Raw genomic sequence first — 19,373 nt, 5'->3', positions numbered from 1 at the left:
GAACCTGATGCCCTCATCGCTGGCAAGCCAGCTCCTACAGGTTCGGTGTCTACCTTGATTGTTTGTCCGAGGCCTGCATGTCTTTCGATCTCGCCGCACGCCTTGCTGCCCGTCGTGCCGAAAATCTCTACCGCCAGCGTCCGCTGCTCGAAAGCCCGCAGGGGCCGCAAGTGGTGGTTGATGGCCAGCCGTTGCTGGCGTTCTGTAACAATGACTACCTGGGGCTGGCCAATCATCCACAAGTGATCGAAGCCTGGCGTGCCGGCGCTTTGAAGTGGGGGGTGGGCGGCGGTGCCTCACATCTGGTCATCGGCCATAGCGCCCCGCACCATGCCCTGGAAGAAGCCTTGGCCGACCTGACCGGTCGCCCACGCGCGCTGCTGTTCACCACCGGTTACATGGCCAACCTCGGTGCGGTCACGGCGCTGGTGGGGCAGGGTGATACGGTGCTCGAAGACCGGCTCAATCATGCGTCGTTGCTCGACGCGGGGCTGTTGTCCGGCGCGCGGTTCAATCGTTATCTGCACAACGACGCGGTGAGCCTGGCCAAACGCCTGGAAAAAGCCACCGGCAATACCCTGGTGGTCACCGACGGCGTGTTCAGCATGGACGGCGATATCGCCGACTTGCCGGCACTGGCCCGAGAGGCCAAGGCCAAAGGCGCCTGGTTGATGGTCGACGATGCCCATGGTTTCGGACCGTTGGGCGCCAATGGTGGCGGCAGCGTCGAGCATTTCGGTTTGAGCCAGGAGGACGTTCCGGTGCTGGTCGGCACCCTCGGCAAAGCCTTCGGTACGGCGGGCGCCTTTGTGGCCGGCAGCGAAGAGCTGATCGAAAGTCTGATCCAGTTTGCCCGGCCTTACATCTACACCACCAGCCAGCCACCGGCGCTGGCCTGCGCCACGTTGAAAAGCCTGGAACTGCTGCGCAGCGAACACTGGCGCCGCGAGCATTTGCAGACACTGATCCGCCAGTTCCGCCAGGGTGCCGAACAGATCGGCCTGGAACTCATGGACAGCTTCACACCGATTCAGCCGATCATGGTCGGCGATGCCGGGCGCGCGGTGCGTCTTTCGCAAATGCTGCGCGAGCGCGGGTTGATGGTGACCGCGATTCGCCCGCCGACCGTGCCCGCTGGCAGCGCCCGACTGCGGGTTACGCTGACAGCTGCCCACAGCGAGGCCCAGGTGCAGCTATTGTTAAACGGACTGGCCGATTGTTTTCAACGACTGCAGCCGGAGCCAAGCCATGCGTGATCGTTTGATTCTACTGCCCGGCTGGGGCCTCGGCGTTTCACCGCTGGAGCCTTTGGCTGCGGCTTTGCGCGGCCTGGACGAACACTTGCGCGTCGAGATCGAGCCGTTGCCCGACCTGGAGTCGAGCGATCTTCAAGAGTGGCTCGATGAGCTTGATGCGACGTTGCCGCAAGACGCCTGGCTGGGCGGCTGGTCATTGGGTGGCATGCTCGCCTGCGAACTGGCGGCCCGGCGTGGCGATCGCTGCTGCGGCGTGTTCACGCTGGCCAGCAACGCGTCTTTTGTCGCGCATGAACACTGGTCGGCCGCCATGTCCGGGGAAACTTTCGATGCGTTTCTGGCGGGATGTGCAACCGATCCGCGCGCGACCTTGAAACGCTTTTCACTGCTCTGTGCCCAAGGCGCCGGAGACCCGCGCGGATTGTCGCGGCTGTTGCTCGCAGGCGCACCGAACATGGCCGCGCCAGTGCTGCTGAGCGGTCTGCAAGTACTTGCGCAACTGGATACACGGCATGCAATGCAATCGTTCCGCGGTCCACAACTGCATCTGTTCGCCGGCCTCGACGGGTTGGTGCCGGCGGAGGCGGCGGGCGATTTACTGGCGTTGCTGCCGGATATAGAGATCGGTCTGATTGAGCAGGCCGGCCACGCGTTTCTTCTGGAAGATCCCCACGGTGTGGCGGGGGCGATCCAGGCCTTTTTGCATGAGTCCGGCGATGACTGATTTATCCCTTCCCAATCTGCCCGGCGGCTTGCCCGACAAACGCCAGGTCGCTGCTTCTTTCTCCCGCGCGGCGCAAAGCTACGACAGCGTGGCCGAGTTGCAGCGTGATGTCGGCAGCCAATTACTCAGGCGCTTGCCGCAGGATTTTGTACCGCAGCGTTGGCTGGACCTGGGCTGCGGCACCGGGCATTTCAGTCGTGCCTTGGGTGAGCGGTTTGCGGGCAGTCACGGTGTAGCGCTGGACATCGCCGAGGGCATGCTCAACCACGCCCGGCCGTTGGGCGGTGCCACGCATTTCGTGGCCGGCGATGCCGAGCGTTTGCCACTGCAGGACTCGACCTGCGACCTGATCTTCTCGAGCCTGGCGGTGCAGTGGTGTGCGGACTTCGACTCGGTGCTCAGTGAAGCTTATCGAGTGCTGAAACCGGGTGGCATTTTTGCGTTTGCTAGTCTTTGTACAGGGACGTTGTTTGAACTGCGCGACAGCTGGCGACAGGTCGATGGCATGGTGCACGTCAACCGCTTCCGGGAGTTTGGTGTTTATCAGCAGTTGTGTGCGGCCAGCGGCTTGAGGATGGTCAGTCTGCAAAACCTTGCGCATGTGCTGCATTACCCGGATGTGCGCAGCCTGACCCATGAGCTCAAGGCGCTGGGTGCGCACAATCTAAATCCCGGTCGACCGGGAGGTTTGACCGGCCGGGCGCGGATTCTGGGTTTGATTGAGGCTTATGAGCAGTTTCGTCAGGCCCGAGGCCTGCCGGCGACTTATCAAGTGGTGTACGCCATTTTGGAGAAACCCTTATGAGCGCAGCCTATTTCATCACCGGCACGGATACGGATGTCGGTAAAACCACGGTCGCTGCGGGGCTGCTGCATGCGGCGCGCTCGGCGGGGTTGAGCACGGCGGCGGGCAAGCCGGTCGCTTCCGGGTGCGATGTGACGCCCAAAGGCCTGCGCAACGCCGATGCACTGGCTTTGATGGCGGAGTGTTCGCTGCCGCTGACCTATGCACAGGTCAATCCGGTGGCCTTCGAACCGGCCATTGCTCCCCATCTGGCGGCACGGGAGGCGGGCGTGGCGTTGACGGTGCAGTCGTTGCTGGCGCCGATGCGGCAGATTCTGGGCCTGCAGGCGGACTTCACCCTGATCGAAGGCGCTGGCGGCTGGCGCGTACCCTTGGAGGATCAGGACAATCTGTCGGACCTCGCCATCGCGTTGAAGCTGCCGGTGATCCTGGTGGTCGGCGTGCGCCTGGGGTGTATCAGCCATGCCTTGTTGACCGCCGAAGCGATCGCCCGGGACGGTTTGCAACTGGCGGGATGGGTGGCCAACATCATCGACCCGAAGACCTCGCGACTGGAGGAAAACCTCGCCACCCTGGCCGAGCGCCTTCCGGCGCCGTGCCTGGGGCGTGTGCCCAAACTCAAGGCCGTGACGGCAGAAGCCGTGGCCGAGCACTTACAACTGGATCTGCTGGACTGACGCTTGGCAATGCGGGCTTTGCCTATGGCAAGGCACTGTGCCATTAGTGTTTTTGACGGGTATTTTGCCGGCCACTCTGCTTCAATGGTTGTTGTTGATCCTTTGAAAGGACGAGTTCTCCCATGGAAATCTCAGGAAACACCGCTTTTTATGCCGGTCTGAGCACCCTTCAGACAGGGCAGAACCGAGTCGATCACGCCGCCGGGCAGATCGCCAACACCACCCTCGAGCGTTCGCTCACCAGCCAGTCCTCCGAGGCGCAGGTCGATCGTCTGCGATCGGTTGATCGCAGCCAGCAATCAGACCTGGCCAGCAACGTGGTCGAAATGGCCCAAGGCAAGATTCAGGCGGAGCTGGGCGTGAAAGTCGCCAAGGCCGCCGATGAAGTGCTCGGAACATTGATCGATACCTACGCCTGATTCCTTGCCGAATCCGCACCTTCCAGCGCCGCGCCTGTTCGCGGCGTTTTTGTGCGTAAGTCTTTCTTGCTCAACTAATCTTTTCAGGGTGACGGGCTGCTTCGGCAGCGCGGCGACGGTGTCGTGTGCCTGACTGTTCAATCCTGCGATGACGAACGGCAAAAGATCGACGCTTGACAAGATTTGGGCGTAAACGTATGTTTCAAACAACTGTTTGATCGCAACAACAAATCAATGCGGTCGTTCATTCCCGGTTACATCAGCAGAGGTTTATCGCTATGCCTGACTACAAGGCCCCCTTGCGTGATATTCGCTTCGTTCGTGACGAACTACTCGGCTACGAAGCGCACTATCAGAGCCTTCCGGCTTGTGCCGACGCAACTCCGGACATGGTTGACGCCATTCTTGAGGAAGGCGCCAAGTTTTGTGAGCAGGTACTGGCTCCGCTGAACCGTGTGGGCGACCTCGAAGGTTGCACCTGGAGCGAGTCCGGCGTTAAGACGCCGACTGGCTTCAAGGAAGCCTACAAGCAATTCGTTGAAGGCGGCTGGCCGAGCCTGGCTCACGACGTCGAGCACGGCGGCCAAGGCCTGCCGGAATCCCTGGGCCTGGCCATCAGTGAAATGGTCGGCGAGTCCAACTGGTCGTGGGGCATGTACCCGGGCCTGTCGCACGGTGCGATGAACACCATCTCCGAGCACGGCACCCCTGAGCAGCAAGAGGCTTACCTGACCAAGCTGGTTTCCGGCGAATGGACCGGCACCATGTGCCTGACCGAACCGCACTGCGGCACCGACCTGGGCATGCTGCGCACCAAGGCCGAGCCTCAGGCCGACGGTTCCTACAAAGTCTCCGGCACCAAGATCTTCATCTCGGCCGGTGAACACGACATGGCCGACAACATCGTCCACATCGTACTGGCCCGCCTGCCGGATGCACCGGCTGGCACCAAAGGCATCTCCCTGTTCATCGTGCCGAAGTTCCTGCCGAACGCCGATGGCTCGGTTGGCACGCGTAACGCCGTGTCTTGCGGTTCCCTGGAACACAAGATGGGCATCCACGGCAACGCTACCTGCGTGATGAACTTCGACGGCGCCACCGGTTTCCTGATCGGCCCGGCGAACAAAGGCCTGAACTGCATGTTCACCTTCATGAACACCGCTCGCCTGGGTACCGCGCTGCAAGGCCTGGCCCACGCCGAAGTCGGTTTCCAGGGCGGCCTGAAATACGCTCGCGACCGTCTGCAAATGCGCTCGCTGACTGGTCCGAAAGCGCCGGACAAAGCCGCTGACCCGATCATCGTGCACCCTGACGTACGTCGCATGCTGTTGACCATGAAGGCGTTCGCCGAGGGCAACCGCGCGATGGTTTACTTCACCGCCAAGCAGGTCGATATCGTCAAGTACGGCGTGGACGAAGAAGAGAAGAAGAAAGCCGACGCACTGCTGGCTTTCATGACGCCAATCGCCAAAGCCTTCATGACCGAAGTCGGTTTTGAGTCGGCCAACCACGGCGTGCAGATCTACGGCGGCCACGGCTTCATCGCCGAGTGGGGCATGGAGCAGAACGTTCGCGACAGCCGCATCTCGATGCTGTACGAAGGCACCACCGGCATCCAAGCACTCGACCTGCTGGGCCGTAAAGTGCTGATGACCCAAGGCGAGGCTCTGAAAGGCTTCACCAAGATCGTCCACAAGTTCTGCCAGACCAACGAAGGCAACGAAGCGGTTCAAGAGTTCGTCGCGCCGCTGGCTGCACTGAACAAGGAATGGGGCGAGCTGACCATGAAGGTCGGTATGGCCGCCATGAAGGATCGCGAAGAAGTCGGCGCGGCCTCCGTGGACTACCTGATGTACTCCGGTTACGCCTGCCTGGCCTACTTCTGGGCTGACATGGCACGCCTGGCTGCTGAGAAACTGGCGGCCGGCACTTCCGAAGAGGCGTTCTACACCGCCAAGCTGCAGACTGCGCGCTTCTACTTCCAGCGCATCCTGCCGCGTACCCGCACTCACGTCGCAACCATGCTGTCGGGCGCCAACAACCTGATGGACATGAAAGAAGAGAACTTCGACCTGGGCTACTAAGTCCTGACGCAGTCCTTTAAAAGCAACCGCCGCATCCTCCGGGAGCGGCGGTTTTTTTTGCGCTCTGGTCAGGCCTTGATCACCATGGGGTCGGATTCAGGGGGCCGACGCCAGTCGGGGTGGTCGCGCCTTCGCCGTTACGTATGAACGGCAGATGCCAGAAGTCGTTAGGCACCACCGGATCGCCAGGCTTGACGCCTTCCGGAAAGATGAACTCGAACACCGGCGCCACATACTGTCCGGCAACCAGTCCATTGGCGACGGTCAGCCGGCCCGCATTCTGGATGCAACTGTCCACGCCGGCCTGGGATAAGGCTTGCTGCGGAACGCAAAGTGACCGTGCAACGACGCGCAAGGTACGTGTCGGCTGGCTAAGCAGCCCAGCAGGCGCTTTGGTCGCACGCAATCTGGCGCGTTGTGGCTGAGGTCCCGTGTTCTGTGTGGTAATGCCCCCCGAGGCTCCCAGGCAACTGACCGCAAGGCCCAGCGCAGGGTTGCATTCACCCGTCATCTCATAGGGGGTAATCCAGCGATTGGTTTGCACGCCCGTCGATGGATTGACATCTATCAGGTAAATGTCGACCGGGGTCTTGATGTCGGTGGTCGAGGCTTCAAGGAAAATCCGGTCCTGCGTCTCCTGGGCTACTCCGTTGATGGCCGTTGCGGCCGGGTCGGCCGTGCCGATGCCAAATTCCCCGATAGCCAGGTAGCTGGGCTGCGAACCCGGTTGAGTGTAGATCCCGACATTCGCCTCGATCGTGTGTGCAGAGATGAAGTCCGGGAGGCCCGTTGTTGCTGACTTGAACAGAGTACCGGACCAACTGATGAAGTCGCCGACTTCGAAGGGGGCCTGTTGGTTCGGGTCGGGGTCCGTCGCCGTGCGTGTCGCATCGCTGAATCTCTTCATGACGTACTGGCTGCAATAGACCTGACCCACCGCAGGGCCCGAGAGCTCCCCGCTGGCCGGAGGCGTGACGCCGGCCTGGCTGAAGTTACGGCAGTTGTTGGTCGTGGTCGGGGTGACCACTTTTGGCCGGTTTTTCTGCGGGCAGAGCGCATCGTCTCCGGAGATCGTGCGCGGCACGCACATCGGGTAGCCGGTGGCCGCATGGATGGTCGGGTTGGCATCATCGACGGAGAAGCGTGGGTCGGGGCTTTGGGCGCGACCAAAACGTCCGTTCGGGTCGTTGATCTGAATGATCGTGGGTTGCGTCGGGTTCCCGCTGTCAACTTCGAGGTTGCCGTTGGTGTAGTCGATCCGGGTGATGACACCGCTCCCGGCGTTGACTGATTGCTGGGAGACAAAGATCAGCCCGGCAATCTGCTTGTTGGAGACGGTATTGCCTACCACATGGATCTCGAACGAGGGATAGGCCGCCGGAGATTTTCCGAGCGCCAGGGTTCCACCCCTGACGAATTCGGCCCAGGTCAGGGTGTTGGCCGGCATCTGCATAACGGTGTTGCAAGGGACAATAATCGTGACGCCGTTCAGCTGAACGGTCCCCCCAAAGCGGCCCGGGTCGCTGGTATTGGGGCAATTCGTATTGGTGGTGTCCAGGGTCATGTTCTGGATAAAGCCGGTAACGTCAAACCCATGAATCGCAGTCGGGTTTGTAAAAATCGGATCGGGCAGTGTGGGTGTCGTGAACGGCGAGGGTAAACCCGGGGGCTTTGCAGTCCCGCCACCACCTCCACCGCCACCGCCGCCACCCGCGCCGTTTTTGGCAAATGCATCTCCACCACCACCCATGACCAGCGCGATGGCGACGGCACCGGCGAGCAGAACATGGCGACTGAAGATGCCGTTGAATCGTTTGTGAGGCAGCAGCGGTATCGCGAGCGTTTTTTCGAACAAAGATAAGCTCATGGCTCACTCCAGAATCTTGCAGGACCAATTGCCGGCCAATCGAGATCACAGATCTGCTGATGCGCTTGATCCTGCGCAAGAGAAACGCAAAGCCGTGAGTGTCGAACGGGGGGCTCGATCCAGCGGAGTCAGTGTCTGTGTAAGTCGACACTTGCCGTTCGGATGCTTTCACCTGCGTGCGTCGGCCGGTTACGGACGCAATCGCGAGAGACATTTCCTTGAGCCTGAGGGGCACATAGCAGTAGTCGTGCCTGATTGACACAATCGCTTGCTAGCCAGCAAACATGCGGGCTGCGCTGAAGTTGGTGATATACACATAGTTGTATGTTATGTGGTTAACACCAAAGTGGGTGGGGATATATACCCAAGTTTGGAGTGTTGTGAAAACTTTAGGTAAGTGTGTCTCCATTAGTTGTGGTTGAGAAGTGTTGCCTATTAAATACTACTAAAGTCGCAGGTGTGCAAGAGGGTGTGTTGAAGGAGTGGTGAGAAAGTAGTCTTGTGTGGGAGGTATAAATAAAAAGACAATAGCTGGCGCAGTGCAACTTGCGCACGAGGGGGTTTTGTATGTCTTGCTGAGATTTTTATTGGCTGGCGATGCGGAATTGCAGGGGGTTTTTAACGTGCCTTTTACATCGCGGTGGTTGGAGGAGCAAATACTCTGCCAACTTCAAAAAAACGCGCCTGGTGACGTTGTGCCCTTTAAAATCTGGCTTTAGAGGTCGTTGTTGATCACCTGTTACTGGCTGTCCGGGGAATGTCACCCAATAATGGGTAAAGTTTAACCAGAACTGAGGAATAGTGCGCAGTTGCTGTTATTACTAGGGTTTCTTGATTCGCTTAAATTAAAAAAATATTGAAATTTTCCTGTTGAAATGTTTTGTTACGTCTAGAGTTTCGTGAAGCGCTACCCAGTGGTGCGAAATATCATTGTTTAAAAATACCTGGGTCACGAGAGTGCCTTGCCAGTTAGGTCTCGCCTTGCTCATGTCACTTAAAGTTGATGTGGTTATTCGAGCGAGCAGCAGGATTCATGGCAATTAGTTCATCTCGCAACAGGGTAATCGCGGAGCCTGACTACTCCGTACTGAATCGGGAACGTCGTCATGTTTAAGTATTTGAGCATCTTGCGAACCACCTGTTTGGCCCAGGCGATGGCGATGACTCTCTTCGCCACCGGCCTGCCTGTCATGAATGTTTTGGCCGCGGACCCGGTAGCGGTCGATCCGCCCGTGCCGGACGTGCCCACTCTGCAATCGCTGCGTGGTCTGCTCCCGCCCGACCCCTCGGGAACCGAAGGTGGACGCAAAGTCGACCTGATGACCGACTACGTGCTCAATCGCCCGGCAGCAGTGCTTCTGGGCAAGGCACTGTTCTGGGACATGGAGGTCGGCAGTGACGGTTCCACGGCTTGCGCGTCATGTCACTTCCACGCAGGTGCCGATCACCGTACCACCAACCAGATCAACCCGGGCCAGGCGAACACCAACGCGAATGTCTCGTCGATCTTCAACAAACCGTTCACCGCCTCGGACATTCCGGGTGACGTGCCAAGCTACACCACCAAATCAGGAGGCAAGGGCGGTCCGAACTACCTGCTGAAGAAAAGCGACTTCCCAACCCATGTGCTGGCAGATCCCCTGGATCGCAATTCGGCAATTCTCTACTCGACTGACGATGTGATCGGCTCGCAAGGCGTGTTCGACGCCAACTTCGTCAAGCCCCATCAGGCGCGTTTCGACAAGTGCATTCAGCAACCGGACGGCATCTTCCAGGTGGGCGGGATCAATGTTCGCCGCAGCACCGGACGCAACGCACCCACGGTGATCAACGCCGCGTTCAACGTGCGCAACTTCTGGGATGGCCGGGCCAATAACGTCTTCAACGGCTTCTCGCCGTTCGGCAATCGCGACCCTGATGCCGGGATTTTCGTGACCAGCGATCGCAGTGGCGTGGCGACCAAAGTCAGGCTGGCGCTCAAGGATGCTTCCGCCGCCTCGCAAGCGGTTGGGCCGCCTGGCAGTCCGGTGGAAATGTCCTGCGGTGGGCGTACCTTCGCCGACATCGGCCGGCGCATGCTCGACACCTTGATGCTCAAGCAGCAGCGGATTTCATCCACTGATTCGGTGCTCGGGCCGGTATCCGGTGCCCGCCGGCCGACTTACCGTGAACTGATCAAGAACGCGTTCCAGCCGCGCTTGTGGAATGCCACGCAGCAGGTCTCGCTGGGTGGCGCGCCATACACCCAGATGGAGGCGAACTTCCCGCTGTTCTTCGGGTTGGCGATTCAGCTGTATGAGTCCACGCTGATCTCGGACCAGGCACCGCTGGATGCCTATTTGCAGGGCGATCACACCGCCATGAACAGCCAGCAGGTTCAGGGCATGAACCTGTTCCTGGGCAAAGGCAAGTGCATCAGTTGCCACGGCGGCGCGGAATTGACCAACGCCGGCAGCCGCTTGCTGTTCCATCCTCGGGAACGTATCGAACGGATGGTCATGGCCGACAACCTGACCACACTCTATGACAACGGCTTCTACAACACCGGGGTGCGCCCGACCTCGGAAGACCTGGCACTCGGTGGCTCGGATGCGTGGGGCAATCCGTTGTCTTTCACCCGTCAGTACAACACCGTACTGAAGGGCGGCACGATCCCTGATCCGCTGGACGTCGACGTGTGCACCTTCGAAGCGCGTTTGAGCCCGGCCATCCCTTGTGATGCGACGCTCAAGCCCAATGTCGATTTCCGCGACGCGGTCGATGGCGCCTTCAAGACACCGACCCTGCGCAATATCGCGTTGACCGGCCCGTACTTCCACAACGGCAGTCGCGCAACGCTGCAGCAGGTCATGGAGTTCTACAACCGTGGTGGCGATCGGCGTGGCGAGGATGCCAGCAACACCAGTGGCTTCCAGCACCCGGCGGTCAATCAGCACAACGGCTCGAACCTCGACCCGGACATGACCCGGCTGAACCTCACCCCGGATGAAGTGGAGGCGCTGGTCAAGTTCATGGAGGTCGGCTTGACCGATCCTCGGGTGGCGTGGGAAAGGGCGCCGTTCGATCACCCTTCGCTGGTCCTGCCTCAGGGCGAAAAGGGTGATGAAAACTCCGTCGGGCAAAAACCGGCCAGTCCGAAGATCACAACGAGGCAGGCGCAGGACGCCGACATCCAGCTCAGACCGGTCGGTGCCGAAGGTCGCACACGTCTGGAAGGTCCGCTGCAACCGTTCAACAACGACCTGTAACCGTATTTCCCCTTGCACCACTGGCATCTGATGGATGCCAGTGGTGCCCTTTTACAAATACCTCAGTATTTCACTCAGTAAATCGGGGGCTCTGCCGTTACAGTAGTGGGCACATTGCCATCTATTGATCTGACGGGTCGGAGCTTTACCCTTGCCGCGCTCATCTGCTGTACGTTTCAGTCATTTCCTGCCGTCATTGCTGCTGTTGCTGGCGGGGCTTGCGGCTGCGTACATCAAGGATCTGAACGTCTTTTTCACCTCGCTGTTCAACGTGCTGCCCACCCTGGTGTTGTTGCTCGGTGGCGCCTATTGCGCGGTGTACCGACGTCAGCGTGAACTGTTTCTGATGGTCACGGTGTACATCGCCTACTTCCTGCTCGACACCCAGACCGACTATTACCGCGACAACGGCAAGGTGCGTGACGATGCCGCCGTGGTCTTTCACCTGTGTTGCCTGCTGCTGCCATTGTTGTATGGGGTATTCGCGGCGTGGCAGGAACGCACCCATCTGTTCCAGGACATGGTGGCGCGATTCGCCGTATTGCTGGCGGTCGGCAGCGTGGCGCTGGGGCTTGAGCAAAGTTATCCACATGCGCTGCTGATCTGGTTGTCGGAGATTCGCTGGCCCGCCTTGCATGGCGCCTGGATGAGTCTGATCCAGTTGTCCTATCCGGTGTTCATTGCCGCGTTTGTGCTGCTGACCTGGCAATACTGGCGCAACCCGCGACCGCTGCATGCCGCGCAACTGGTGGGATTGCTCGGGTTGTTCTGGATGTTGCCGAAGACCTTCATCCTGCCGTTCACGCTGAACATCATGTGCAGCCAGGTGATGCTGATGATCGCCGCCGCCGTTGCCCACGAAGCCTATCAAATGGCCTTCCGCGACGAACTGACCGGACTGCCGGGCCGCCGTGCGCTGAATGAGCGCATGCAACGGCTGGGGCGCAACTACGTGTTGGCCATGAGCGACGTCGACCACTTCAAGAAATTCAACGATACCCACGGCCACGATGTCGGTGACCAGGTACTGCGGCTGGTGGCCAGCAAACTGTCGAAAATCGGCGGTGGGGGTAAGGCGTATCGCTATGGCGGTGAGGAATTTGCCCTGGTGTTTGCAGGCAAGACCCTCGAAGAATGCATGCCGCACCTGGAAGTCATCCGCGAGTCTATCGCCACGTACAACATTCAGCTGCGTAATCAGGAAAACCGCCCGCAGGACGACAATCAGGGGCGCCAGCGGCGTGCCGGTTCCGGTGCGTCGAGTGTATCGGTCACGGTCAGTATCGGCGTTGCCGAACGGATCGATCAACGCACCCCGGAAGAGGTGCTCAAATCCGCTGACCAGGCGCTCTACAGCGCCAAGGGCGCCGGGCGTAACTGCGTGATGGCGTTCGGGCAGAACCGCCGCGGCGCCGTGCGCATGGACGCCGCTATGGTTGAGTGATGATCGCGCATTCAGCGACTGGACATTGATTGTGGCGTAGTGTCGGCGGCAGTAGGTTGGAAAAAACTGCCGACGGAGAATGACCATGCCCGAGTACAAAGCTCCCTTGCGCGACATGCGCTTTCTGATCGACCACGTCTTCGACTTTCACAGTAACTACGCTGCGCTGGGGGCCACCGATGCCAGCCCGGACATGGTCAATGCGATCCTCGAAGAAGGCGCAAAGTTCTGCGAAAACGTACTGTCGCCGCTCAACCGCAGCGGCGATCAAGAAGGCTGCCATTTCGACAACGGCGTGGTCACCACGCCCGCGGGCTTCAAGCAGGCCTTCGCCCAATATGTCGAGGGCGGCTGGCATGGCCTGGCGGCGGACCCGGTTTACGGCGGCCAAGGGTTGCCGATCTCTCTGGGCCTGGTCATCAGCGAGATGGTGGGTTCCAGCAATACCTCGTGGGGCATGTACCCCGGCCTGACCCACGGTGCGATGTCGGCGATTCACGCCCACGGCACCGAGGAGCAGAAGCAGACCTATTTGAAGAAACTCACCGCTGGCCAATGGACCGGCACCATGTGCCTGACAGAAGCTCATTGCGGCACCGACCTGGGCATCATCAAGACCCGTGCCGTGCCAGCGGCCGATGGCAGCTATGCAATCTCCGGCAGCAAGATCTTCATCTCTGCGGGCGAGCACGACATGAGCGCCAACATCGTTCACCTGGTGCTCGCCAAATTGCCGAATGCACCGGCCGGAACCAAGGGCATTTCGCTGTTTATCGTGCCCAAGTTCCTGCCCGATGCGGCGGGAGAAGCGGGCGAGCGCAACGGCGTGTCCTGCGGCTCGATCGAACACAAGATGGGCATCAAGGCCTCGGCCACCTGCGTACTGAACTTCGACGCGGCCAAGGGCTTTTTGATCGGCGAGCCGAACAAGGGCCTCAACTGCATGTTCACCATGATGAACCACGCGCGGTTGGGCACGGGCATGCAAGGTCTGTGTCTGGGCGAGGCGAGCTTCCAGGGCGCGATCAAATACGCCAACGACCGATTGCAGATGCGCTCGCTGACTGGTCCGAAAGCCCCGGAAAAAGCCGCCGACCCGATCATCGTGCACCCTGATGTGCGGCGGATGTTACTGACCATGAAAGCCTTCAACGAAGGCAACCGCGCGCTGACCTACTTCACCGCACAGTTGCTCGACGTTGCACACTTGAGCCCGGACGAAACGGCGCGCCAGGATGCCGAAGACCTGCTGGCGTTCCTCACGCCAATATGCAAAGCCTTCATGACCGACACCGGCCTGGAAGTGACCAACCATGGCATGCAAGTGTTTGGCGGCCACGGGTTCATTCGTGAATGGGGTATGGAGCAACTAGTACGCGACTGCCGCATTGCGCCGATCTACGAAGGCACCAACGGGATTCAGGCACTGGACTTGCTCGGGCGCAAGGTACTCGGCAGTCAGGGCAAGCTGCTGCGCGGGTTCACCAGGATCGTCCACAAGTTCTGTGCGGCGAACGCCGAACATCCACAACTGGCCGGGTATGTGGCGCAGCTCAATCAACTGAACCAGCAGTGGGGTGAGTTGACCACCAGGGTCGGCATGGCGGCGATGAAAAACCCGGACGAAGTCGGTGCCGCGTCGGTGGATTACCTGATGTACAGCGGTTACATCATCCTCGGCTACCTGTGGTTGCGCATGGCGCTGGTGGCTCAGGCGCAGCTCGATACTGGCAGCGGTGATGCCGGCTTCTGCAGGGGCAAACTGGCGACCAGCGAGTTTTACTTCAAGCGTCTGTTGCCACGCACCGCCGCTCATCGGGCGGCCATCGAAGCGGGGAGCGATTGTCTGATGCAACTGCCGGCCGAGATGTTTGCGCTTTAGCCATGTAAATCAGTTACAAAGAAGCTCGCCTTGTGCGGGCTTTTTTGTTGATGACCAAAAATAACAAAACAGTCATGAGCTGACCCTATGTGTCTCAAAAGTTGTTGATGTACACTCCGACCCAACGAAAAACACTCTTTCTGTGAATCACCTGTATAGATCTTGCGAGGTTTGCCATGGCTGACTACAAAGCGCCCCTGCGCGATATGCGCTTCGTCCTCAATGAAGTTTTCGAGGTCGCCAAACTCTGGGCCGAACTGCCTGCGCTGGCCGAGACCGTCGATGCGGAAACGGTCGAAGCCATCCTGGAAGAAGCCGGCAAAGTCACCAGCAAAAGCATTGCACCGCTGAGCCGTGCTGCGGACGAGGAAGGTTGCCATTGGGCCGACGGTGCCGTCACCACGCCGGCAGGTTTCCCGCAGGCCTATCAGACCTACGCGGAAGGCGGTTGGGTCGGTGTCGGTGGCGATCCGTCCTACGGCGGCATGGGCATGCCCAAAGCCGTTTCGGCCCAGGTCGAAGAAATGGTCAACTCCGCCAGCCTGTCGTTCGGTCTGTATCCGATGCTGACCGCCGGTGCCTGCCTGTCGATCAACGCCCACGCCAGCGAAGAGCTGAAAGCCGCGTACCTGCCGAACATGTACGCCGGCATCTGGGCCGGTTCCATGTGCCTGACCGAGCCACACGCCGGTACTGACCTGGGGATCATTCGCACCAAGGCCGAGCCTCAGGCCGACGGTTCCTACAAGGTCAGCGGCACCAAGATCTTCATCACCGGTGGCGAACACGACCTCACCGAAAACATCATCCACCTGGTGCTGGCCAAGTTGCCGGATGCACCGGCGGGCCCGAAAGGCATTTCGCTGTTCCTGGTGCCGAAGTTCATGGTCAATGCCGATGGCAGCCTGGGCGCGCGCAACCCGGCGAACTGCGGGTCGATCGAACACAAGATGGGCATCCAGGCGTCCGCGACCTGCGTGATGAACTTCGATGAGGCCGTGGGTTACCTGGTCGGCGAGCCGAACAAAGGCCTGGCGGCGATGTTCACAATGATGAACTACGAGCGTCTGGGTGTCGGTATCCAGGGCCTGGCCACGGGCGAGCGCTCGTACCAGAACGCCGTGGAATACGCCCGTGACCGTCTGCAAAGCCGTTCGCCGACTGGCGCTCAGAACAAGGACAAAGTGGCTGACCCGATCATCGTCCACCCGGACGTGCGTCGCATGCTGCTGACCATGAAAGCCTCGAACGAGGGTGGCCGTGCATTCTCCACCTACGTGGCCATGCAACTGGACACCGCCAAGTTCAGCGAAGATGCCGCCACCCGCAAGCGTGCAGAAGACCTGGTGGCCTTGCTGACCCCGGTGGCGAAGGCGTTCCTGACCGATCTCGGTCTGGAAACCACCATTCACGGCCAGCAGGTGTTCGGCGGCCACGGTTACATCCGCGAGTGGGGCCAGGAGCAACTGGTGCGTGACGTGCGCATCACTCAGATCTACGAAGGCACCAACGGCATTCAGGCGCTGGACCTGGTCGGGCGCAAGATCGTCGGCAGCGGCGGGGCGTTCTACAACCTGTTCGCCGACGAGATTCGTCACTTCACCGCAACGGCCAGCGCTGACCTGGCGGAGTTCACCAAGCCGCTCAACGACGCCGTCACCACCCTCGACGAACTGACCGCGTGGTTGCTGGATCGGGCGAAGAGCAATCCGAACGAAATCGGCGCGGCATCGGTCGAGTATCTGCAGGTCTTCGGCTACGTGGCGTATGCCTACATGTGGGCCCTGATGGCCAAGGCCGCTTTGGGCAAGGAAGCGCAAGACGATTTCTACGCCAGCAAACTGGGCACCGCACGGTTCTATTTCACCCGTCTGTTGCCGCGGATTCACTCGTTGAGCGCGTCGGTCAAGGCCGGTAGCGAATCGTTGTTCCTGCTGGATGCAGGACAATTCTGATGAAGTAATGGTTTGTAAGCATTCTCTTACATAACGTGCTGCTGTTCTCCCATAGATGCAAATTGGATCCACAGCTAATCTACTTCTCATGGACGTAGCGCAGGAAGCGCAAAGCAACAACAGGGACACGTAGGATTCTGCCAGGACGGCGGAGTGAAATGGATGTCAGGGAAACAGTCTGCAAAGCCCCGCTTCGGCGGGGTTTTCTTTTGCCCGAAGAAAAGTTTCTAGCTCAGCCCGTCCAGAGCCTTCGGGCTGTTCAAACGTTCAGCCGGGCCATTTATCACCTCTTCCAGCAATGTCCGCAGCAAGGCCAGCGAGGCCTGCTGCCGTTGCACATCCCGACACACCAACCCGACTTTCAGTGGTACTCGTGGTTCGCTCAGGGGTTTCCACAGCAGTTCGTGGTTGCCATGGGTCTTTTGCGAGCGTCCGGGCAGCACCGTCGCCAGGCGTGTATGCGGCAGGCTGTCGAGGATGCCGGCCATGTTGTTCAGTTCGGCTTGCACCTGTGGGCGACGTCCGAGGTTCGCCAGTTGGGTTTGCCAGATCTGCCGGATCTGAAATTCCTCGCCCAGCAGCAACATCGGCAGCTCGGCGGCCTGACTCATGGACACCTTCTTGAATTCACGCAGCGGGTGCTCTGCCGGGATGACCAGGGTCAGTTCATCTTCGTACAGCATCACGCCATGCAAACCAGGCTGGCGGGGCGGCAGGTAGCTGATGCCGATATCCAGAGAACCGTTGAGCAGTCGCCGCTCGATTTCCAGTCCGGTCAGTTCGTAGATCTGCACGACAAGATGCGGCTGCGCCTTGCGCACGCGTTCGAGCATCTGTGGAACGAGGCTGGTATGCACCGTCTGCAATACACCGATGGCCAAGGTGCGCAGCGCCTGACCCTTGAAGTTGCCGAGCGCCTCCCGTGCCCGTTGCAGGCCATCGAGCAAAGGCAGGGCGTGGTTGTACAGCGTGTGGGCCGCGAGGGTCGGCAACAGGCGTTTGCTGTTGCGTTCGAACAGGCTCACATCGAGGTTTTGCTCGAGGTGGCGGATTTGCTGGGACAGCGCCGGCTGGGAGATCGACAGGCGCTCGGCGGCCCGGCCCACATGGCCTTCTTCATAGACCGCGACGAAATAACGCAGTTGCTTGAAATCCATAAGTATTACTTATCGAAAATGCTGGGAAATCGAAATGGCTGAATGCCTTGCCTGAGCCTAGTCTAACCGCATTCACAGGGCTTACAGGGCCACAGAGCACGATGAATACCCTTTGCTTCGATGGTGTTGACATAGGTAAGGCAAAAAACCTCATCAGAGGTTTTTTCGGATGAATCTGTTCAGTCTGCGCCGTAGTCCTCCCAGTCTTGATGATCTGGTCATGGACGCCTCCCTGCCTTCCAAAGACAACAGTCTTTCCAGCGAGTACTTGATGCCCGGTGTCGAGCGGCCGAAACAGGTGTTTGTGCGTGGCCAGGGTTCATGGTTGTGGGACAGCGATGACCGTGCGTACCTGGATTTCTCCCAGGGCGGTGGGGCCAACAGCCTTGGTCACAGCCCTTCGGTACTGGTCAACGCCATCACTGCCCAGGCTCAAGCGCTGATCAATCCGGGTTTCGGCCTGCATAACCGCGGCATGCTCAGACTTGCCGAACGTCTGTGTGCCAGCACCGGCAGTGATCAGGCCTACCTGCTCAATACCGGCAGCGAAGCCTGTGAGGCGGCGATAAAGCTGGCGCGCAAATGGGGTCAGCAGCATCGCGGCGGTGCGTCGCGAATCATTGTGGCCAACAACGGTAACCATGGCCGTAGCCTGGCGACGATGTCGGCGTCGGACAGTTCGACATTGGCCAACCGATTCGAGCCGCAACTGCCGGGCTTCAGCCATGTCCCGTTCAATGACCTTCCGGCATTGCATGCGGCCGTGGATGAACGGACCGTTGCGATCATGCTCGAACCGATCCAGAGCGAAGCCGGTGTGATCCCGGCCACTGCGCATTACCTCAAGGGCGTCGAACGCTTGTGCCGTGAACTCGGCATATTGCTGATCTTCGACGAAGTGCAAACCGGCATCGGCCGTTGTGGCACCTTGCTCGCGGAACAGTCCTGCGGGGTCACGGCGGATATCGTCGTGCTCGGCAAAGGCTTGGGCGGCGGGGTGCCATTGGCCGCGCTGCTGGCGCGGGGCAAGGCCTGCTGTTTCGAACCCGGCGAGATGACCGGTACCCATCATGGCAATGCACTGATGACCACGGCGGGCCTTTCGGTGCTCGATACGGTGCAGGACAAGGCTTTCCTCAAGCACGTCGCAGAAGCCGGTCAGCACCTGCATGAAGGCTTGGGGCGTTTGGCCCATCGTTATGGTCATGGCGAGTTGCGCGGACAAGGGCTGCTGTGGGGGCTGACGCTGTCGGACGATTCCGCTGAGGCGGTCGTCAAGGCCGCGCTCTACGAAGGCCTGTTGCTCAACGCCCCGCAACCCGACTGCCTGCGCTTTACCCCTGCGCTGAATGTCAGCAACGCCAACATCGATGAAATGCTCCTGCGCCTGGCGCGCGCCTTCTCCCGAGTACGCACCGCACAATTGCAGTGCCGCAAAGGGATTGCCGTCTGATCCGACGCGCGCTGCACACATTCCCGAACCGTCTCGCGGTAATACGCACGCCTCACGCCCGACATTTTTGGTGTGGGGCGTTTTTTTGTCTGCGAAATTCAACGAAGGGGCGGAGCTTGGCAATAGAGGGACTGAACCCTGACAAACGGCACAGGTCGATTAGCTGTAGGGCTCGAACGAGTCCACCCCAATCAGGAGCTGCCCCATGGACTTTATTCGCATCATCATCGCCATCCTGTTGCCGCCGCTGGGTGTGTTTTTGCAAGTAGGATTCGGCGGGGCGTTCTGGCTGAATATTCTGCTGACGTTGTGCGGTTACATTCCGGGGATCGTGCATGCGGTTTACATCATCGCCAAGCGCTGAATCTGCGGCGCTGGATAGATCGCTATCGCTGGCAAGCC

Annotated in this window: 14 protein-coding genes; 12 read left to right on the top strand and 2 right to left on the bottom strand. The window is 59.9% G+C overall.

Annotated features, from left to right (window positions below; all coding sequences use genetic code 11):
* The first annotated feature begins 77 nt into the window (after window positions 1–77).
* The 6 genes from bioF (at window position 78) to CD175_RS18855 (ending at window position 5,965) form a co-directional block, all read left to right on the top strand.
* Window positions 78–1,256 (top strand): 8-amino-7-oxononanoate synthase, encoded by a 1,179-nt coding sequence (gene bioF / locus CD175_RS18880; RefSeq protein ID WP_104450031.1) that lies wholly within the window; start codon window positions 78–80, stop codon window positions 1,254–1,256.
* The gene (locus tag CD175_RS18875; RefSeq protein ID WP_104450030.1) at window positions 1,249–1,980 is read left to right on the top strand and encodes an alpha/beta fold hydrolase; all 732 of its coding nucleotides are present in this window, start codon (window positions 1,249–1,251) and stop codon (window positions 1,978–1,980) included. The genes bioF and CD175_RS18875 overlap by 8 nt, the downstream gene beginning before the upstream one ends.
* A complete protein-coding gene (gene bioC / locus CD175_RS18870; protein WP_104450029.1) occupies window positions 1,973–2,785 on the top strand; it encodes a malonyl-ACP O-methyltransferase BioC in 813 nt (270 codons plus the stop codon). Before CD175_RS18875 ends, bioC begins: the two co-directional genes overlap by 8 nt.
* Window positions 2,782–3,462 carry a dethiobiotin synthase gene (gene bioD / locus CD175_RS18865; RefSeq protein ID WP_104450028.1) on the top strand — a complete coding sequence of 227 codons (681 nt, stop codon included), beginning with the start codon at window positions 2,782–2,784 and terminating at the stop codon, window positions 3,460–3,462. Before bioC ends, bioD begins: the two co-directional genes overlap by 4 nt.
* Before the next feature lie 122 nt (window positions 3,463–3,584).
* Window positions 3,585–3,881, top strand: coding sequence for a pyrroloquinoline quinone biosynthesis protein PqqE (locus CD175_RS18860; RefSeq protein WP_104450027.1), 297 nt, complete (start codon window positions 3,585–3,587; stop codon window positions 3,879–3,881).
* A 278-nt stretch (window positions 3,882–4,159) separates the two neighbouring features.
* Window positions 4,160–5,965, top strand: a complete 1,806-nt coding sequence (locus CD175_RS18855; RefSeq protein ID WP_015097094.1) for a phenylacyl-CoA dehydrogenase — start codon at window positions 4,160–4,162, stop codon at window positions 5,963–5,965.
* 79 nt (window positions 5,966–6,044) lie between these two features.
* On the opposite strand, the gene CD175_RS18850 is transcribed toward CD175_RS18855, so the two are convergent.
* Entirely contained in the window at window positions 6,045–7,832 is a 1,788-nt protein-coding gene (locus CD175_RS18850) for a hypothetical protein (protein WP_104450026.1), read from the bottom strand.
* 1,160 nt (window positions 7,833–8,992) lie between these two features.
* Between CD175_RS18850 and CD175_RS18840 the strand changes: the two genes are divergently transcribed.
* From CD175_RS18840 to CD175_RS18825, 4 genes are all read left to right on the top strand, one after another.
* Complete coding sequence (locus CD175_RS18840) at window positions 8,993–11,080, top strand: cytochrome-c peroxidase (protein WP_240629009.1); 2,088 nt, start codon at window positions 8,993–8,995, stop codon at window positions 11,078–11,080.
* Between the two features lie 151 nt (window positions 11,081–11,231).
* A complete protein-coding gene (locus CD175_RS18835) occupies window positions 11,232–12,524 on the top strand; it encodes a GGDEF domain-containing protein (protein ID WP_104450023.1) in 1,293 nt (430 codons plus the stop codon).
* A gap of 85 nt (window positions 12,525–12,609) precedes the next feature.
* A complete protein-coding gene (locus CD175_RS18830) occupies window positions 12,610–14,406 on the top strand; it encodes an acyl-CoA dehydrogenase C-terminal domain-containing protein (RefSeq protein WP_104450022.1) in 1,797 nt (598 codons plus the stop codon).
* A gap of 176 nt (window positions 14,407–14,582) precedes the next feature.
* On the top strand, window positions 14,583–16,361 hold the full coding sequence (locus CD175_RS18825) for an acyl-CoA dehydrogenase C-terminal domain-containing protein (RefSeq protein ID WP_104450021.1): 1,779 nt from the start codon (window positions 14,583–14,585) through the stop codon (window positions 16,359–16,361).
* Between the two features lie 227 nt (window positions 16,362–16,588).
* On the opposite strand, the gene CD175_RS18820 is transcribed toward CD175_RS18825, so the two are convergent.
* Window positions 16,589–17,518 carry a LysR family transcriptional regulator gene (locus CD175_RS18820; protein ID WP_104450020.1) on the bottom strand — a complete coding sequence of 310 codons (930 nt, stop codon included), beginning with the start codon at window positions 17,516–17,518 and terminating at the stop codon, window positions 16,589–16,591.
* Window positions 17,519–17,687: 169 nt separating this feature from the next.
* Here CD175_RS18820 and CD175_RS18815 point away from each other — a divergent pair, with 169 nt between their 5' ends.
* Together CD175_RS18815 and CD175_RS18810 are read left to right on the top strand one after the other, a co-directional pair.
* A complete protein-coding gene (locus CD175_RS18815) occupies window positions 17,688–18,971 on the top strand; it encodes an aspartate aminotransferase family protein (protein ID WP_104450019.1) in 1,284 nt (427 codons plus the stop codon).
* Window positions 18,972–19,176: 205 nt separating this feature from the next.
* Window positions 19,177–19,335 carry a YqaE/Pmp3 family membrane protein gene (locus tag CD175_RS18810; protein WP_003228885.1) on the top strand — a complete coding sequence of 53 codons (159 nt, stop codon included), beginning with the start codon at window positions 19,177–19,179 and terminating at the stop codon, window positions 19,333–19,335.
* Window positions 19,336–19,373 lie beyond the last annotated feature (38 nt).

The organism is Pseudomonas laurylsulfatiphila (assembly GCF_002934665.1).
Taxonomy (GTDB): Bacteria; Pseudomonadota; Gammaproteobacteria; order Pseudomonadales; family Pseudomonadaceae; genus Aquipseudomonas; species Aquipseudomonas laurylsulfatiphila.
Note: the sequence above shows the minus strand (reverse complement) of the source record. Positions and strands in the feature narration are given on the sequence as shown.

Bases quoted from the DNA above. Each gene is read 5' to 3' on its own strand.
- CD175_RS18875 (WP_104450030.1), top strand. From the start codon at position 1,249: ATGCGTGATCGTTTGATTCTACTGCCCGGCTGGGGCCTCGGCGTTTCA.
- CD175_RS18820 (WP_104450020.1), bottom strand. From the start codon at position 17,518: ATGGATTTCAAGCAACTGCGTTATTTCGTCGCGGTCTATGAAGAAGGC.
- CD175_RS18815 (WP_104450019.1), top strand. From the start codon at position 17,688: ATGAATCTGTTCAGTCTGCGCCGTAGTCCTCCCAGTCTTGATGATCTG.
- bioF (WP_104450031.1), top strand. From the start codon at position 78: ATGTCTTTCGATCTCGCCGCACGCCTTGCTGCCCGTCGTGCCGAAAAT.
- CD175_RS18840 (WP_240629009.1), top strand. From the start codon at position 8,993: ATGACTCTCTTCGCCACCGGCCTGCCTGTCATGAATGTTTTGGCCGCG.
- bioC (WP_104450029.1), top strand. From the start codon at position 1,973: ATGACTGATTTATCCCTTCCCAATCTGCCCGGCGGCTTGCCCGACAAA.
- CD175_RS18850 (WP_104450026.1), bottom strand. From the start codon at position 7,832: ATGAGCTTATCTTTGTTCGAAAAAACGCTCGCGATACCGCTGCTGCCT.
- bioD (WP_104450028.1), top strand. From the start codon at position 2,782: ATGAGCGCAGCCTATTTCATCACCGGCACGGATACGGATGTCGGTAAA.
- CD175_RS18825 (WP_104450021.1), top strand. From the start codon at position 14,583: ATGGCTGACTACAAAGCGCCCCTGCGCGATATGCGCTTCGTCCTCAAT.
- CD175_RS18810 (WP_003228885.1), top strand. From the start codon at position 19,177: ATGGACTTTATTCGCATCATCATCGCCATCCTGTTGCCGCCGCTGGGT.
- CD175_RS18860 (WP_104450027.1), top strand. From the start codon at position 3,585: ATGGAAATCTCAGGAAACACCGCTTTTTATGCCGGTCTGAGCACCCTT.
- CD175_RS18855 (WP_015097094.1), top strand. From the start codon at position 4,160: ATGCCTGACTACAAGGCCCCCTTGCGTGATATTCGCTTCGTTCGTGAC.
- CD175_RS18830 (WP_104450022.1), top strand. From the start codon at position 12,610: ATGCCCGAGTACAAAGCTCCCTTGCGCGACATGCGCTTTCTGATCGAC.